Origin of the sequence: Sapientia aquatica (assembly GCF_004358105.1) — a bacterium.
Lineage (GTDB): Bacteria > Pseudomonadota > Gammaproteobacteria > Burkholderiales > Burkholderiaceae_D > Solimicrobium > Solimicrobium aquaticum.
In genome coordinates, this window is record NZ_SMYL01000006.1 from 187691 (window position 1) to 205485 (window position 17795).

Here is a 17795-nt window from a genome sequence, read left to right on the forward strand (position 1 = left end):
TTGTCAAGCTACCCAAATGTCGGCTTCCCTGTTAGAGAAGTTCAGCCGAGGGCATACTCTAGAGGATAGATTAGCTATCCTCACTTACTACTCACTTACTATAAATCAACAAATGGATTTTATTTCATCCCCACCAAAATTCAAGAAAAATTACATCTAATCAGGCACTTAGCCTATTTTTTACTGAAATTACGCCGCTTTCGCCGCCACTTGCGCGTCAGCTTCGGCTTGGGACATCAGCCCGCCTTCAAACTTCGCCACGACAACGGCGGCAATCGAATTGCCGATCGCGTTGGTTGCCGAGCGGCCCATATCCAAAAACGTGTCCACACCAAGAATGAGCAGCAAACCCGCTTCGGGGATTTGAAATTGGTTCAAGGTCGCCGCAATCACCACCAACGACGCACGCGGCACGCCAGCAATACCTTTGGAGGTCAACATCAAAATCAGCATCATGACGATCTGCGTACCGAGCGGCACTTCAATGTTGTAGGCTTGCGCGATGAAAATCGTCGCAAAGGTGCAATACATCATCGAGCCATCCAAATTAAAGGAATAACCCATCGGCAGCACAAAGGAGGAAATCTTGCGCTGTACGCCGAAACGATCTAATGCATCTAGTAATTTTGGATAAGCCGCTTCGGAACTAGCGGTGGCAAACGCCAATAAAAAAGCTTCTTTAATTTCTACTAATAATCTCAATACGCGCTTACCGATAAATAAAAATCCAGCCAGCATCAGCAGCGCCCACAAGATAAATAAGCCTAAATAAAACTCACCCATAAACACGGCAAATTTAAGCAAAATATCCAAGCCATTAATTGCCACCGTCGCAGCAACCGCAGCAAAGACCGCGAACGGCGCAAATTTCATCACATAACCCGTAATCTTCAACATCGCAAAGGACAATTGCTCAATCACTTTCACAATTGCCGTAGCCGATTCGCCCAAGGCTGCCAACGCGACACCAAAGAACATCGAGAACACCACGATTTGTAGGATTTCATTATTGGCCATCGCTTCAGCAATCGATTTTGGAATCAGATGCGTGACGAATTCTTTTAAGGTGAATTTGGCAACGGCTAAGTTAGTCGCCGAATGCACATCAGGCAAAGGCAATCCTAAATTGTCGCCCGGGCGGAACACGTTGGCGAGAGTTAAACCGATCAGCAAAGACACGAACGAGGCGATTACAAACCACGTAATCGAGCGCATAAAAACTCGTCCCAATGTTTTAGCGTCGCCCATATTAGCAATACCAACCACCAAGGTTGAGAACACCAAGGGGCCTATCACCATTTTGATTAAACGTAAAAAAATGTCCGAGATTAAAGTGATGTAGCCTGCGATCTCAGCGGTTTCTTTTTTGTCTGGAATCGTCGCAAACAAAAAATATCCCACGCCTATCCCCAGCAACATCGCCAACAAAATAAAGTAGGCCATCGACGTTTTTTTGCGCGTATCAGCGCTACCGATATCGGCGTGGTTGTTCATATCGTTTAATTCCTGTTTGCTTTTTTAGGTAAAAAAATAGACGTATGTTTTGGGCTATCTCACAAACTCTTCAAGCCAAAGTTACATTACGTCGTTTTAAGTAATTGCGTGGCTTTTGCGTGGCCATTTACTACGTTCTGATTTACTGAGTTCTTACATACCGCCTTACATTTTGCAGGTCAATCTCACCATTATTTTTTACGACTTCCTCAAGCGCATCGGGCGAAACACCTCTTGGTCAGCATAAAATTCGGCGTTCTGGTCATGCCACCAAGTCGGCACACCCAAGACCGGCAAAGGCGAAAACACCGACGGCAACAATTCGATTCCACCTTGGGCGCGATCTAACTGCCGCGCCATTGTGACATCCAGTCGCGCTAGCTTTTGCACATCCGACAAACTCTGGAAATCCGCCTCGACCCAACAAACCAAACTATGCGCGGTGATTGCTTTATATGGATTGACCAGTTTTTCCATCATCGCATGACCGAACAAAAAAACACCAACTTGCGCTTGAAATTGTGCACGCCGCGCAACAAACACATCTTGCCATTGATGGCTGCGCAAAGCATCGACTAGCGAATGTCCCGCAGCGTTATCGACCACCACTAAGAAGGCCGCATTTTCATCAAACAGCGTCGCCGCATCCCTGGCTGGCCCGCGCGATTTACCTATACCGAGTTGTGCAATTTGCGCGGCTTGCAATGCATTTAATTCGACTTTAATGCGCGGAAAAGTCAACCACACCAAGGCATTAAAAAAATCATGCAGATTGGATCGAGTTGGCACATTACCGGTCGCACCGATATGCGCTTCGTAAGAAACTCCGCTAGGCAAATCTTCTTGCAGCACAAACGACAGCGGCAAGCCTGCGTGATTACGAATGTTAAGTTGGGCGGCGCGAAGATTTAATTCAACGCGCCAATCGGGCGCACCAGCGACCTGCTCGCCTAACCGACGAATCGGTGCCAACCAAGGCGCATTCCAATTAACGCCGTAATCAATCCGCTGCGCTGCGCCAGAAACCGGATCAGTCACCGAATTAAATCACTTTCCATTGCAGGGTTTCACCAGCGTTAAGCGGAACCACGGTTTCATTGGCCAATGCTAATTCAGCTGGCATAGTCCAACTCGTGCGCTCTAAAGTCAGCATTCCGCTATTGACGGGCAATTGATAAAAGGCCGGACCAAATACACTGGCGAAGTCGTTTAATTTATCCAACGCACCCGCTTGATCAAAGGCTTGTGCGTACAACTCCATCGCATGCAAGGCGGTATAGCAACCGGCGCAACCGCAAGCGGCTTCTTTCGCGCCTTTGGCGTGCGGTGCGGAATCGGTACCGAGGAAGAAACGTGGGCTGCCCGAAATCGCCGCCGCAAGCAACGCTTGTCGATGGGTTTCGCGCTTCAACACTGGCAAACAATAGTAATGCGGACGAATCCCACCTTTAAAAATGTCGTTGCGGTTGTACAGCAAATGATGCGCAGTAATGGTCGCCGCAATCGGGCCGCTGGCAGTGCGCACATAATCGGCGGCTTGGCTTGTCGTGATGTGTTCAAACACCACTTTTAATTCTGGCATATCGGCGCGCAGCGGTTGCATTACGCGCTCGATAAATACTGCCTCGCGGTCAAACAAATCGATACTCGGATCGGTCACTTCGCCATGCACCAAAAACGGCATGCCGCATTCTTGCATCGCTTCTAAGGTCGGATAACACAAGCGCAAATCGGTCACGCCAGCGTCGGAGTTGGTCGTTGCACCCGCTGGATAGAGCTTAACCGCGTGAATCAAACCGCTGGCCTTAGCCCGACGAATTTCATCGGGTGTCGTGTTATTGGTTAGGTACAAGGTCATTAACGGCTCAAACTGCATCCCGTCTGGCAACGCGGCCAAAATCCGCTCGCGGTACGCCAACGCCTGCGCGGTTGTCGTGACCGGCGGCTTCAAATTAGGCATCACAATCGCCCGCGCGAACTGCTTCGCGGTGTGCGGCAAAACACTGGCCAACACTTCCGCATCGCGCAAGTGCAAATGCCAGTCGTCTGGGCGGGTGATGGTGAGGGAGTTTATCGAGGAAGTTGAATTGGTTGTCATAGCGCACTGCATGTTTGAGAAAGCGCTATTTTAACTCAGTGGGAATCGGGACTTGGCGAAAATTGCACGACCGTAGCTTGCTGATTTAATTAGAATATTTAGCAATTAACAACATAAAAGATGTTGACATGTTTGGTCACAATCAGAGAGCGAATTAAGCTGAACATACCAACGACATGCTCAGGTTCAGACTTACCGTTACCAAGCATGCCGTTTTTGAGTTTGGCTCTACGATTTAATCAATGAATAATCTTCGCCAAAAAGTCCCTAGCCCGCTCTGATCTAGGAGCGTTAAAAAACTCCTCTTTTTGGCAATCTTCTACCACCGCGCCTTTATCCATAAACACAATCCGATTAGCGACTTTTTTGGCAAAGCCCATTTCATGGGTAACTACCATCATCGTCATGCCTTCTTGAGCTAAGCCAACCATCACATCCAAGACTTCGTTAATCATTTCTGGGTCGAGCGCGGAAGTGGGTTCGTCAAACAACATTGCGATCGGATCCATGGCCAATGCGCGGGCAATGGCGACGCGCTGTTGTTGGCCGCCCGAGAGTTGGCCGGGATATTTATCTTGATGCGCCAATAAACCGACGCGGTCTAAATAGGCCAACCCTTTTTCGTTGGCTTCGTCCTGGCTGCGGCCCAATACTTTGGTTTGTCCAATGGTGAGATTTTGGCGAATCGACATGTGGGGAAACAGCTCAAAATTTTGAAACACCATGCCAATGCGGGCGCGTAATGCAGATAAATTGGTGGCGGGATCACCAACGGAAATTCCATCGACGATGATTTGACCTTGTTGGAATGGCTCTAAACCATTTACCGTTTTGATCAAGGTCGATTTGCCAGAACCAGACGGGCCGCACACCACTACCACGTCGCCCTTTGCAACATTGCTTGAACAATCTGTGAGCACTTGAAACTGCCCGTACCATTTATTTACGTTTGTTAACTGAATCATGTGTACCTCAACTTTTTTTAATTAATGAATTTGTGCTCAGCGAACGATGCTGACTTTCTTCTGCAAAACGCCGACCAAACGCGATAAACCAAAACACATCACAAAATAAACTACAGCGATAAACAAATACATTTCCACTAAGCGTCCGTCACGTTGCGCGACTTTGGAGGCCGCTCCGACGAAATCGGTAATTGACAGCACATAGACCAAAGAAACGTCTTGGAATAAAACGATGGTTTGCGTCAGTAACACGGGCAACATATTTCTAAACGCTTGCGGCAACACCACATGGCGCATGGTTTGACCATAGGTCATGCCCATGGCATAACCAGCAGCGACTTGACCACGTGAAATGGCTTGTATCCCGCCGCGCATAATTTCGCAAAAATAGGCCGCCTCAAACAAGATAAACGTAATCACACAGGACGATAGCGCGCCCACTTGGACGGGCTCATCCGCGCCAGTCATCCACGCGCCAATGTAGGGGACTAAAAAATAGAACCAAAAAATCACTAGCAACAAGGGAATTGAGCGCATCAAGTTGACATACAGGCTTGCGGGTAAGGCGATGATTTTTTTGCTGGATAAACGCATCATTGCAAGCACCGTTCCCAACACAATCCCGCCTGCTGCGGCGATAAAAGTTAGCTTGAGTGTGAACGCCATGCCGGTTAAGAATAAGTATTCCCACGACCGCGCAATCACATCGGTATCGAAATCAAACATGCTAATGCCCTCCCGCTTTGGCTAGCCCAGCGTTCTTTGCGGAGAAGCCTGGAATGACAAATTTTTTCTCCAATAAATTAGAGATCAACAAGGCAATGGCAGAGACCGCGATATAGATTGCGGTGGCGGCGCTAAAAGCTTCAAAGGTTTGGAAACTGAATTCCGACATTGAGCGCGTTCTGGCCGTTAATTCCAACAATCCTATCGTTAGCCCGACTGAGCTATTTTTAATAATCGCGGCCACCTCGTTGGTTAGCGCAGGGGTAATAATTCGAAACGCCATTGGCAGTAGCACATAGCGGTAGGTTTGCCACGTCGTCAGGCCCAAAGCCGTACCGGCCATCATTTGCCCGCGCGGTAATGCGTTGATTCCGGCAGCGACTTGAATCGCAACCCGTGCAGAAGTGAAAAATCCTAAACACAACACGCTAGTAACGAGGGGTGCATTTGGTAAGCCTTTCATCCAATCGCCCCAAGCGGTTGGAAGCAATTCTGGCACGACGAAATACCATAAAAATAATTGCACCAATAACGGAATATTGCGAAACAGTTCAACGTATGCGGTCGCTGTTTTGGCTAACGATTTATTCGGCGCGGTGCGCGCAACACCTACACAGGTTCCGATCAATAAAGCGATCAACCACGCCAAACCAGCGGTACCTAAAGTGAACCACATGCCCGACATCAGTGTGTCGAAATAAGTGCCGCCGCCATCGGGCGCTTCCTCCCAGAAGATCATCCAATTCCATTGATAATTCATACTCTCTCCTCGTTTTAATTGCATCACTAGTTACAAAAACGGGACGCGATGGGGCAGGATTTTTTTCCTGAACATCGCATCCCGCGTTAAGTGAAATGGCTAATTATTTTTTCTTATTCAACACATTGAGCTGATTTTGTGGCACCTCGGCGTAGGTTGAAGGGTCGCCCGAATCGGTTGGATTGGCGAAGATTGCCGCGATGTTTTCCGATAAGGGCCAATTCAGATTAATGCCTTTAGGAGGAATGGGCTGGGTGAACCATTTGCTATAGATGGTTTTGATTTGACCGGATTTATACATCTCGTGAAAGGTAGCATCCACCAGATGTTTAAACTGCGGATCGTTTTTACGCAGCATCACAGCATAAGGCTCAACCGAGATCGCCTCTTTGGTGATGACGTAATCGTTCGGTTGCTTGGAATTAGCCGCTAAACTCGCCAGCAAAATATCGTCCATCGCAAACGCGCTTGCACGTCCGGTTTCGACCATCAAAAATCCTTCGGCGTGATCTTTGACCGGCATGATGTTCATACCCAAATGTTGATCGGTATTAAGCGCCGTAAGCTGCTTCAAAATTGCTGTACCGGATGTCGATGCGACCGATTTGCCTTTTAAATCAGTCAAGCTGGCGATATTGGATGATTTCTTGGCTAGCAAACGGGTGCCCGAAATGAATGAGGTCGGCGCAAACGCGACTTGATTTTGGCGCTCGATATTGTTGGTGGTTGAGCCGCATTCCAAATCTATCGTGCCGTTCGCCATTAACGGAACGCGGGTGGCGGAAGTAACCGGATTCATGACGACTTTTAAATCCGGCATGGCTAATTGCTTGCGTACCGCGTCCACCACCTTCATGCACAGATCAATTGAATAACCTTGATGCACTTGCTTGTCGTCCAAGTAGGAAAACGGGATGGAGGCGTCGCGCACGCCGAGAGTGATTTTGCCGCTGGATTTGATTTTTTTGAGAGTGCCGGTCAGCTCAGCGGAATTGGTCGGTGCTGTTTCAGCGAAGCTAGTCATGCCAACGCTTAATGCAATGGTTGCCGAGGTCGCGGCTATCAACTTGGATAATTTCATCTCATCTCCTTGGTTGTTAAAATGAAGCCAAGTAGTCTAACAAATCGAGATGAAAAAATTACCTAAATAACTAGTTAATTTTATAAGTATTAATACTTAAGAATAATCAGCGCAATTGCTCGCATTGCTTAAAAGAAAAAGACATGATTTGCAGGAAGTACTCCGACGCAAACCATGTGTTTTGTGTGGCAAGGCTAAAACAAGCAGCCTTTGCTTGAGCCGTTTTTAAGGATACAAACCGCGCATTTCCCGCGCTTGCAGAACCCGGGTGCAACCGATCAAGAATGCCGCTGTGCGCAGCGAGACTTTTTTGTCTTCCGCTACATGGCAAACTGCCTCAAATGCTTCGCTCATAATGCGAGTTAGGCGCAAATTGATTTCGTCCTCGGTCCAGAAATAGCTCGAAAAATCCTGCACCCATTCAAAGTAGCTAACCGTCACGCCGCCCGCGTTGGCGATCACGTCTGGCACCACCAAGACCCCTTTGTCATCCAAAATATCGTCAGCTTTTGGCGTCGTTGGGCCGTTCGCGCCTTCTAAAATAATTTTGGCGCGAATACGGTGCGCGTTATGTTCGGTGATTTGTTGCTCCAACGCTGCAGGAATCATGATGTCGCACTGCACATCCCAGAAATTTTCGCGGCTCATTTTTTCTTCCGCACCAGCAAAGCCCGCGACGCTGCCCGTTTCTTTGATATGCGCTTGCAACTTGATGACGTCTAGGCCATTGGAATGAAATACCGTACCGGCATGATCTTGCACCGCGACGATTTTTGCGCCCGCTTCATAAAATAATTTCGCTGCCACGCCGCCGACATTACCAAAGCCTTGCACCGCAATTTTGGCGCCTTTGATATCGAGCCCGATACGGTTTGCTGCGCCTTCACCCACCACAAATACGCCGCGCCCCGTTGCTTCGCGCCGACCTAAGCTGCCGCCTAACGAAATTGGCTTACCCGTGACCACGCCGGTTGCTGTGCTGCCTTCGTTCATCGAATAGGTATCCATCATCCACGCCATGACTTGCTCATTGGTGTTGACGTCCGGTGCCGGAATGTCTTTGTTTGGCCCGATGATGATGCCGATTTCGCTGGTGTAGCGACGGGTCATACGCTGCAATTCGCCTTGCGATAAGGTTTTAGGATCGACCCGAATCCCGCCCTTTGCGCCGCCGTAGGGAACATTGGCCGCCGCGGTTTTAATTGTCATCCAAGCGGATAAAGCCATCACTTCTGACAAGGTCACGTTTTGATGGAAACGCACGCCGCCTTTACCGGGACCACGCGAAGTATTGTGCTGCACCCGATAACCTTCAAAATGCGCGATCGTGCCGTCATCACGTTCAATCGGGACATCGACCACCAAGATACGCTTAGGGCGCTTTAATGTTTCCACCCAACGCGAGAGCGAACCGAGATACGGAGTTACCCGTTCGATTTGGGTGATGTAGTCGCCCCAAGGGCCGATTTCGTGCGGGGTTAAGTACGAAGGAATTTCGTGATGGGTGGTCATTTGTGGTGTCCTGAAAAATGAATAATGGGGTAATTCAAAATCAAGCCGCCACGATAGCGAAATCGTCGTTTGCGATCTAATGCTTTGTTTGCATGAAACTATGCATAAAACGCATAGTTTCGTTTTACTCAGATACCACTTTAAAAATAATCACGCGCGCCGCTTCTTGGTGCTGGTTTGTTGCGCCAGAAATTCCCATAAGCGATTGACTAACGCCTTGCCCGGTCGTTGCTCGGACGGACGTTGGCGGTACAGGCGGATCTGCATTTCCAACTCCCAATGCGGCACGCCTTTATCCGCGCGGGCCAACTGTTTGCGCTTCAATTCACGCACTACCGAGGATTCAGGTAAAAACGCAATGCCGTGACCTTCTAAAGCCATCATTTTTAAGCCTTCGGCCATGTCGGTTTCGTAGCGTTTATCGAGATGCGCGGGTGCGGGCGTATTCGATAAAATCACATCGACCATGCGATCTAGATACGCGTTATTGGTGTACGACAAAAACGGTAATGGTTTAGCGTGGGTACCCGGCAAGACAAAATGCGGTTCACCTTGGGCGTTGCACCGCGCATAGGCCCGTAAGGTTTCCACACCCATAATCATCATTTCATACTGGCTTTGATCCAACTGCACCGGTTGATGCGGATGGTGGTAGCACAGCATCAAGTCGCAACCGCCTTCGACCAAGGTCATCACCGCATCATGCACATTGAGCGCGAGTAGACGCGAATTGACTTGGCCGAAGGTTTTTTCGAGCGCGGTTAACCATTTCGGTAAATAGGTGAGCGACAGCGTATGCGGCACGGCAAAATCGATGACCTCTAATTGCTTGTTCGGTCGGCTGCGTAATAAAGACCGCGCATTACTGATTTGCCCGAGCATTTCAATCGCTTGCGCGTAAAACACTTCGCCCGCCGCCGTTAAGCGCGTGGGGTAGGAAGTGCGGTCAATTAAGTCCGCACCTAGCCATGCTTCTAAGGATTGAATTCGGCGCGAAAAAGCCGGTTGCGTTACATGGCGCAATTCGGCGGAACGACTAAAGCTTTGTGTTTCCGCCAGCGAGACAAAATCCTCTAACCATTTGGTATCCATCGTTAGTTAGCACTATTCATTTTCGATCTATTCATCATACCAATTGGGTTGGCGTCGTAACTGGTTGAGTTGCTGGTTCTGCCTCATCGGCCCACAAATCCAACTCTGGCTGCGCTTGCTGGCGCGCCCACATTTGGGCATAGACGCGATCTAGGGCGAGCAATTCGGTATGCGTTCCACTTTCCACAATTCGGCCGTGCTCCATGACTAAAATTTGCGCGGCATCGACGATGGTTGATAAGCGATGGGCAATCACCAAACTAGTTCGGCCTTGAGCAATTTCTTTGAGTTGCGTTTGGATAGCCTGCTCCGATTTAGAATCAAGCGCCGAGGTCGCTTCATCAAAAATTAAGATCGGCGGATTTTTTAGAATCGTTCGCGCAATTGCGACACGTTGTTTTTCACCGCCCGACAATTTTAATCCGCGCTCGCCCACCATCGTCGCATAACCGTCCGGTAATCCTTGGATGAATTCGTGGATGTAAGCCGCCTTGGCCGCTTCCACAATTTGCTCATGCGTAGCGCCCGGCTTACCGTAGGCGATGTTGTATTCAATGGTGTCGTTAAATAACACCGTATCTTGCGGAACGATGCCTATTGATTGTCGCAACGACGCTTGGGTAATCGCCCGTATCTCTTGCCCAGCAATGGTGATCGCACCTTGTTGAATATCGTAAAAACGGAACAGCAATCGCGCCAAGGTTGACTTACCCGAACCGCTCGCGCCAACCACAGCCGTTGTCACGCCAGCAGGCATGGCGAAGGACACCTGATGCAAAATTTGGCGATTGGTTTCATAGCTAAAATCGACCTGATCGAACTTAATTTCAGGCCCGGCCTGATCGCGTATTTGCAATGGCTGCGCATTAGGCGCATCGGCGATTTCGCGGTGTTGCTCCAAGAGTGAAAACAACTTTTCCATATCCGCCAAACTCTGTTTAATTTCGCGGTACAAAACGCCCAAGAAATTAAGCGGCACATACAGTTGCAGCATAAAGCTATTGACCAAGACCAAATCACCCAAGGTCATATTGCCCGCGATAACGCCTACTGTTGCGCGCCACAAAATCAAGCTCACGGCAATGGCGATAATGGTGGATTGACCGATGTTTAACAGCGATAACGAGGTTTGTGATTTAACGGCTGCGTTTTCATAATTACGCAGTCCAACGTCGTAGCGCGCCGCTTCCATTTCTTCGTTGCTGAAGTATTTAACGGTCTCGTAATTGATGATCGAATCAATTGCACGCGTGTTTGCTTTAGAATCCAACTCATTCATCGTGCGACGGAAATGCGTGCGCCATTCGGTCACAGAAATCGTAAATACAATGTACAACGCGAGCGCGCAAAAGGTGATGATGGAAAACCACTTATCGTAGTGCAGCACCAAATAGCCCAGCACCATCGTGATTTCAATCAAGGTCGGGAAAATACTAAACAGCGCGTAAGAAACCAAGGACGAAACCGCCCGCGTACCGCGCTCAATATCGCGCGTCATGCCGCCGGTTTGGCGATTCAAATGAAAGCGCAGCGACAAGCCATGTAAATGGCGAAAAACTTGCAGAGCAATCGTCCTGACGGCACGTTGCGTAACGCGCGCGAACACAAATTCGCGCAGTTCGGTAAACACCGACGTGGACAGACGCAAGAAACCGTAAGCCAGCAAAATCCCAACGGGCAAAGCGATCGCCGTGGCATTGCTGCCCGGCGTCAAACTATCAATGAGTCGTTTCAACACCAGCGGCACACCGACCACAGCCATTTTGGCAAAAACCAAACAAACCAGCGCGATGCAAACGCGGCCCTTATAAGCCCATAAATACGGCAGCAAAGTTTTGATCGTGGCCCAATCGCTGTGCGCGGCGGGAACACGGGAATTAGAAGGAGGCGGAACCGAATTGGATGAGCGACGCATGAGAGAATGGCCTATAATTTTGATTGCCCAATTGTAACGCTTACAGGAATTATGATGTCATCATCCAGCACAACTCCCCCCTCCACCAACCACACCACATTGCCGACTCGAATGCCCCAGTTGCGCGTGATGCCGATGCCGGCGGACGCCAATATTCACGGTGACGTATTTGGTGGTTGGATCATGTCCCAAGTCGATATCGCTGGAGCAATCCCCGCAGCGCGGCGTTCAAACGGCCGTGTTGCAACCATTGCGGTCAATTCATTTCTGTTCAAACATCCGGTATTCGTGGGCGATTTATTATCGTTTTATGCCGACGTAGTCAAAGTTGGTCGCACTTCCATCACGATTTATGTGGAAGTTTATGCCGAGCGCAATCGCTTAGAAGCCGATACCGTGAAAGTGACGGAAGCCACGCTGACCTATGTGGCGACCGATGAAAACAGGAAGCCGCGCGTTATTCCGCCGTTAAGTGAGCTCTAATCAGGGACCGCTAATTATTGTTGTTATTCCGTCCTAAAACTAAAAAACCAGTTTCTGCCGAAAGCAAAAACTGGTTTTTTTTATTACTACTTAACTTTCACTCACTCCAATTAATCGACTTTTTTCTCATCCCGTAATTGGCGACGTAAAATTTTGCCTACATTGGTTTTTGGTAATTCAGATCTGAATTCGATATGTTTTGGCTTCTTGTAGCCGGTCAATTCGTGCTTGCAATAGTCCAGCAGATCTTCCACCGTCAACGCAGGGTCTTTTTTGACCACGTACAATTTAACCGCTTCGCCCGAATGTTGATCTGGCACACCTACGCAAGCGCATTCCATCACGCCCGGATGCATCGCAACCACTTCTTCGATTTCGTTCGGGAAAACGTTAAAGCCAGAGACCAAAATCATGTCTTTTTTACGGTCCACAATTTTAGTAAATCCACGCTCGTCCATCACGCCGATGTCACCAGTTTTAAAGAAACCATCTAGCGTCATTACCTTGGCGGTTTCGGCTGGATTATTCCAATAACCAGCCATGACTTGCGGACCGCGAATGGCGATTTCACCGGATTGGCCTAATGGAACAGGCACGCCGTCATCGTCCAAAATACGCAATTCAGTTGAAGGAATTGGTAAGCCAATGTTGCCGGAATATTCGGTCGCATCAAACGGATTGGCTGAAGCAATCGGTGACGTTTCAGACAAACCGTAACCTTCGTAAATGCAGCTGCCAGTGACTTGCGCCCAACGATCAGCAACAGGTTTTTGCATCGCCATCCCGCCACCCATGCTGACTTTGAGACGCGAGAAATCGACTTTGGCAAAATCGGGTTGATTGAGCAAACCATTGAACAAGGTGTTCAACGCTGGGAACATATCGACTTTGTGCTTCATCAATTCTTTAATAAATCCGGGCATGTCGCGCGGATTTGGAATCAACAAATTCATCGCGCCTAAGCGCATTCCCATCAAACCGCAGACCGTCAACGCAAAGATATGATAGAGCGGCAACGCGCACACCATCGTCATTTGCTCGTGGCTGGCATTTTTCTTCAAAGCGGGTTGAAACCAAAAATCCGCTTGAATCACGTTGGCCACAATGTTGCGATGCGTGAGCATGGCACCTTTGGATACGCCGGTAGTGCCGCCGGTGTATTGCAAGAACGCGATGTCGTCCATGCTAAATTGGACTGGCTTCAATGAGAGTTGCGAAGCGCTCGACAACATGCTGTTGAAGCTGATCGAACCGGGCAAGGAAAACGCTGGCACCATTTTTTTAACGTGGCGCACGACCAAGTTCACGATGCCGCCTTTTAGCGTGCCGAGCAGGTCACCCATGCTAGCGACAACGACATGCTTAACGTTCGTTTTTGCGATAACTTGTTCTAAGGTGGTGGCGAAATTTTCTAGAATAAAAATCGCTTCCGCGCCTGAATCTTTCAACTGATGTTCTAACTCACGCGGCGTGTACAGCGGGTTGACATTCACGACGCTATAACCCGCGCGGATGATACCGGTCATGGCGATCGGATATTGCAACACGTTAGGCATCATGATCGCCACGCGCGCACCTTTTTGCAGGCCTTTGCTTTGCAACCAAGCCGCCAGTTTCAATGACATCGCATCGAGTTCAGCAAACGTGATCGATTTATCCATGCACATAAAGGCTGGGCGATCAGCGAACTTTTTGAACGACTCATCAATTAACTGAGCCAGTGACTTATATTGGGAAATATCGATCTCGGAAGGCACGCCTTGTGGGTAGGAAGCTAACCAAATCTTATCCATTGATTCCTCTTGTCTCATTGTGTTTTTGTGTGAGTCGATCTGAATTGCTAACTGTTCAAATCTGACGGCGAAATATCCGCAAATGCTAAGTCATTGAAGTGCTTTGGCGCAAGTTGTTTCACCAAAATGGAATTTTCATTCTAGTAGCGCGCCAGAATGGTGCAAGGCGATTTGATGGCGATATTTATATCGATTTAACGATTACTCCGATTAGCGCCGGGCTTATTACGGTTTAACCGAGCTTTTCGACTTCCACCAACACATCATAAAACGTCGCCCCGCCACCCATATCGGTTACGCGTTGGCTGGTTACGGCATTAGCATTTTGCCCATCTGCAGCTAGCTTTTTCCACCAAATCGACAGCCCTACCACGACGCCTGCGCGCGCTTTGTCGGTCACGCGAACTCGTGCTTGCATACTGCCGCGTTGATTGAAAATCCGCACCAAGTCGCCCGTCTGAATGGCGCGACTTTTGGCGTCGGAGGGATGCATATCGAGGTGAGGTTCCCCTTCGGTATCGCGCAGACTTTTAACATTCACAAAAGTGGAATTCATGAAGTTACGCGCTGGCGGCGAAATCATCGCCAAGGGATACTGTTGCGCCAATTCAACATTACTCTGCACCGCTTCGTACGGTGGAATGTAAGTCGGCAGCGGATCAAGGCCTGCTTGCAACATTCGCTCAGAATAGAATTCGCATTTGCCGGATGGTGTTAAAAAGCCACCGTACGCGAAAGGCGCTGCTGGTAGATTGAGTTTTTGCCAGCCAGAGCGCTTGAGCGATTCCCAATCAAAATGCACGGCTTTGCTGTCGTCAGTGCGGAAAGCCTTGGCCGCCATTTGATCATCGGTTTCGGTAAAGCAGGAATCGGTATAAGCCATTTTTTGCGCCAACAAGCGGAAAAATTCGGTGTTCGATTTCGCTTCACCCAACGGTGCAATCGCCGGATTATTGGCCATCATGTAATAGTGGCCGTAAGTGCTGTGCACATCCACATGTTCTAGCTGCGTGGTAGCGGGCAAAAGTATATCAGCGTAATCGGCGGTGTCAGTTTGAAAATGCTCCAATACAACCGTGAACAAATCTTCACGCGCAAAGCCTTGCGCCACTTTGTTGGAATCGGGAGCAATGGCTAAAGGATTGGAGTTGTAGACGATCACCGCCTCAATCTGAGGCCCGAAGTCGGGGCTGGACGGGCGCAATAAATCGTCACCAATGGTGGTCATATTAATGGTTCGAATCGGCGTATCTTGCGGCATTAAATCAGGACGCTGCAAGTAAGCATTGTTCTTGGGGAATCCGGCCGAGAGCGACAACATCGCTCCGCCAGCAGGATTGCGCCACGCACCAGTCAAGGCGGGTAAGCAAGCAATATTGCGTACCGCCATACCGCCACCGTGTACCCGTTGCATCCCATAATTTAAGCGAATCAACGCGCCGTTTCCTGCGCGGCAGCATTCGCCATAATCACGCGCTAATTGAATTACCTCTTCTGAATTAATACCGCAGATTTGCGCGGTGCGTTCCGGAGTCCATTCTGCAACCCGTTGGGCTAATTGCTCAAAGCCCAACGTGTAGTTGGCGATGTAATCCGCGTCGATTAGGTTTTCGCTGATCAATACATGCATCAGGCCTAACGCCAAAGCACCATCACTACCTGGGATCAAAGCAATATGTTGGTGGCATTTTTCCGCAGTCAGCGAGCGATAAGGGTCGATCGCGATTAACTTGGCACCAGCGCGCTTTGCCTCCTGCACTCGGGTCCAGAAGTGAAGATTGGACACGATGGAATTGGAGCCCCAAATGATGATTAACTTACCGTTTTGGGCTTGTTCCACGTCGGTCCCGAGCGAGCCGCCGATGGTATATTTGTAACCGGTCGCCCCCGCCGTTGCGCAGATCGTGCGATCTAACAAAGACGCGCCAAAGCGATGGAAGAATCGATGCGCCATTGCTTCGCCTTGCAACAATCCCATCGTCCCCGCGTAACTGTAAGGCACAAGCGCCTGTGGGTTAGCCGCTGCAATCGGTTTGAGCTTAGCGGCGATCATTTCTAGGGCTTCATCCCAACTGATGCGCTCAAATTTGCCTTCCCCTTTTTTGCCGACGCGCTTTTGCGGATACAGCAAGCGATCAGCGTGGTAAGTGCGTTCGGTATAGCGCGCAACTTTAGTGCACAACACGCCGGCAGTGGTTGGATGATCAGGATCGCCCTTGACTTCGGTCGCCACACCATCGACCACGGTGGTCAATAAGGCGCAGGTGTCGGGGCAATCGTGCGGGCATACGCCGCGTACTATGGAGCTGCTCATGGTGATCCAATCTGACTAATAAATTTCTAAAGTTACTGGCAATTAGGTCGGAAGTTTATCTGGAATTTGACCAAGGCGAATTCCAGCATTAGTCGCTTCTAAGTCCAACAAGGCCGCAGACTGATCGGCGCTAGGAACCGACGACAGTAAGCGCCGATAGACCGCCGTGATCAATTCTGCTTGCGCTAATTTTAAGTGAGCGTGATTGGCAGCGTCGAGAATGTTTTCCATGTCTTTGGCCTGGCTTTTTACTTGACCACCGGGCAGAAAATTACGCTCCAACATACGCTGACCATGCACCTCCAAAATACGACTTTCTGCAAATCCCCCACGCAATGCTTGCCGCACGGCAGCCGGGTTAGCACCACCGGCTTGCGCCAACAATAATGCTTCAGCGACTAAATTGAGCGTTCCACCCACGATGAGTTGATTACATAATTTAGCTAGCTGACCAGAGCCGACATCGCCGACTAAAGTTGCCGTTCCCATCGCGTTCAAAAGTGGTTGGATTCGTTGAAAAATAGGGTCGCTTGCACCGACCATAATCGCAAGTGTTCCTTGTTCGGCCCCGACGACTCCGCCAGATACAGGGGCATCCACAAAGGTTATTTCTTGTGTGATTAATAACGAATTTAGTGCGAGCGCTTCCGATTGCTTGGTCGAACTCATATCAATGACGATTGCACCGCGCTTGATATGGTGCTTGGCCTGAGTAATCACATCAAGAACTATCGGACCCGATTCCAGCATCGTGATGACGATATCAGCATCACTGACTGCTTGCGATAATTTGTCCGCAAATAATGCGCCTTGTTCAGCGCAGGCTAGGGCTTTTTCCGCTGTGCGATTCCAAACAGTGACCTGAAATCCAGCCTGTAGCAAGCGCTCGACCATCGGTTTCCCCATCAAACCAATACCCAAAAATGCAATGCGTGGCGTAGTCATGCTTTACTCTCAAAATCAGTTAGTACTGGTTGAATTTGCGCTAAAAGATAGAGTTTAACAGCAGCTTGAATGGACTCATAGGCACTTGGAGATTCCTCCGCTACTTTTCAAAATGAAAAGATAGCGCGTCTGGAATGGATGAGAAAAGGATGGCGATGGTTAAACAACTGAACGTAGCGTTGAGCCTATTCCCACTCCGTTGAAATGCTGCAGGTGATTCGGCAGCTTTTTTGCTTTTCTATCTGTTGAACGCTAAATAGCGATAGAAAATGGACCGTGGACACGCAGGCAGGAGGCTTGAAGGAAAGCACTTAATATTGAAACGGCCAACTAGGTTCCAGCAAAACACTATCAACGTCGCGGGAGCAGAAGATTTTTTCTGGCGCATTGCAAATAAGTTCAAAGACAAGACATGAACGAGACTAATAAAGCCCATCATCCCGTGATTGACACCAGCGAGGTCAAAAAAATAAAAAACCGTCACCGAAAATATGTGAACAATTCAGCTGAGCAGTCTGCAAAGATCGTAAAGAACTCATCCGCACCACAAGCCGATCAGCCGTGCCCGCTGCCGAGCAAGATGTGCGGAACCGGATAGGGCATAAAAAAACCCCCGC

At 49.3% G+C, this 17795-nt stretch carries 14 protein-coding genes; 1 reads left to right on the top strand and 13 read right to left on the bottom strand.

What is annotated here, in order from left to right:
* Window positions 1–189: 189 nt before the first annotated feature.
* The 10 genes from E2I14_RS13140 to E2I14_RS13185 form a co-directional block, all read right to left on the bottom strand.
* Window positions 190–1494, bottom strand: a complete 1305-nt coding sequence (locus tag E2I14_RS13140) for a dicarboxylate/amino acid:cation symporter (protein ID WP_133329251.1) — start codon at window positions 1492–1494, stop codon at window positions 190–192.
* A gap of 198 nt (window positions 1495–1692) precedes the next feature.
* The gene (locus tag E2I14_RS13145) at window positions 1693–2532 is read right to left on the bottom strand and encodes a DUF3025 domain-containing protein (RefSeq protein WP_227544731.1); all 840 of its coding nucleotides are present in this window, start codon (window positions 2530–2532) and stop codon (window positions 1693–1695) included.
* A gap of 4 nt (window positions 2533–2536) precedes the next feature.
* Complete coding sequence (pyrC, locus tag E2I14_RS13150; RefSeq protein ID WP_133329253.1) at window positions 2537–3592, bottom strand: dihydroorotase; 1056 nt, start codon at window positions 3590–3592, stop codon at window positions 2537–2539.
* Window positions 3593–3831: 239 nt separating this feature from the next.
* On the bottom strand, window positions 3832–4557 hold the full coding sequence (locus E2I14_RS13155) for an amino acid ABC transporter ATP-binding protein (protein ID WP_133329255.1): 726 nt from the start codon (window positions 4555–4557) through the stop codon (window positions 3832–3834).
* A 36-nt stretch (window positions 4558–4593) separates the two neighbouring features.
* Window positions 4594–5283 (bottom strand): amino acid ABC transporter permease, encoded by a 690-nt coding sequence (locus E2I14_RS13160; protein WP_133329257.1) that lies wholly within the window; start codon window positions 5281–5283, stop codon window positions 4594–4596.
* A 1-nt stretch (window position 5284) separates the two neighbouring features.
* Window positions 5285–6043 (bottom strand): amino acid ABC transporter permease, encoded by a 759-nt coding sequence (locus E2I14_RS13165; RefSeq protein WP_133329259.1) that lies wholly within the window; start codon window positions 6041–6043, stop codon window positions 5285–5287.
* 103 nt (window positions 6044–6146) lie between these two features.
* Window positions 6147–7124 carry an amino acid ABC transporter substrate-binding protein gene (locus E2I14_RS13170; protein ID WP_133329261.1) on the bottom strand — a complete coding sequence of 326 codons (978 nt, stop codon included), beginning with the start codon at window positions 7122–7124 and terminating at the stop codon, window positions 6147–6149.
* Between the two features lie 225 nt (window positions 7125–7349).
* A complete protein-coding gene (locus E2I14_RS13175) occupies window positions 7350–8636 on the bottom strand; it encodes a Glu/Leu/Phe/Val family dehydrogenase (RefSeq protein ID WP_133329263.1) in 1287 nt (428 codons plus the stop codon).
* Window positions 8637–8786: 150 nt separating this feature from the next.
* On the bottom strand, window positions 8787–9728 hold the full coding sequence (locus E2I14_RS13180; protein ID WP_133329265.1) for a LysR family transcriptional regulator: 942 nt from the start codon (window positions 9726–9728) through the stop codon (window positions 8787–8789).
* Between the two features lie 34 nt (window positions 9729–9762).
* Window positions 9763–11643: an ABCB family ABC transporter ATP-binding protein/permease gene (locus E2I14_RS13185; protein ID WP_133329267.1), complete on the bottom strand. Its 1881-nt coding sequence runs from the start codon at window positions 11641–11643 to the stop codon at window positions 9763–9765.
* Between the two features lie 54 nt (window positions 11644–11697).
* On the opposite strand from E2I14_RS13185, the gene E2I14_RS13190 reads away from it, so the two are divergent.
* Window positions 11698–12126: an acyl-CoA thioesterase gene (locus tag E2I14_RS13190; protein ID WP_206105642.1), complete on the top strand. Its 429-nt coding sequence runs from the start codon at window positions 11698–11700 to the stop codon at window positions 12124–12126.
* A 110-nt stretch (window positions 12127–12236) separates the two neighbouring features.
* On the opposite strand, the gene E2I14_RS13195 is transcribed toward E2I14_RS13190, so the two are convergent.
* The 3 genes from E2I14_RS13195 to E2I14_RS13205 form a co-directional block, all read right to left on the bottom strand.
* Entirely contained in the window at window positions 12237–13919 is a 1683-nt protein-coding gene (locus E2I14_RS13195; RefSeq protein WP_133329269.1) for a long-chain fatty acid--CoA ligase, read from the bottom strand.
* Between the two features lie 232 nt (window positions 13920–14151).
* Complete coding sequence (locus E2I14_RS13200) at window positions 14152–16233, bottom strand: molybdopterin-containing oxidoreductase family protein (RefSeq protein ID WP_133329271.1); 2082 nt, start codon at window positions 16231–16233, stop codon at window positions 14152–14154.
* Window positions 16234–16275: 42 nt separating this feature from the next.
* The gene (locus tag E2I14_RS13205) at window positions 16276–17178 is read right to left on the bottom strand and encodes an NAD(P)-dependent oxidoreductase (protein WP_133329273.1); all 903 of its coding nucleotides are present in this window, start codon (window positions 17176–17178) and stop codon (window positions 16276–16278) included.
* Between the last annotated feature and the right edge of the window lie 617 nt (window positions 17179–17795).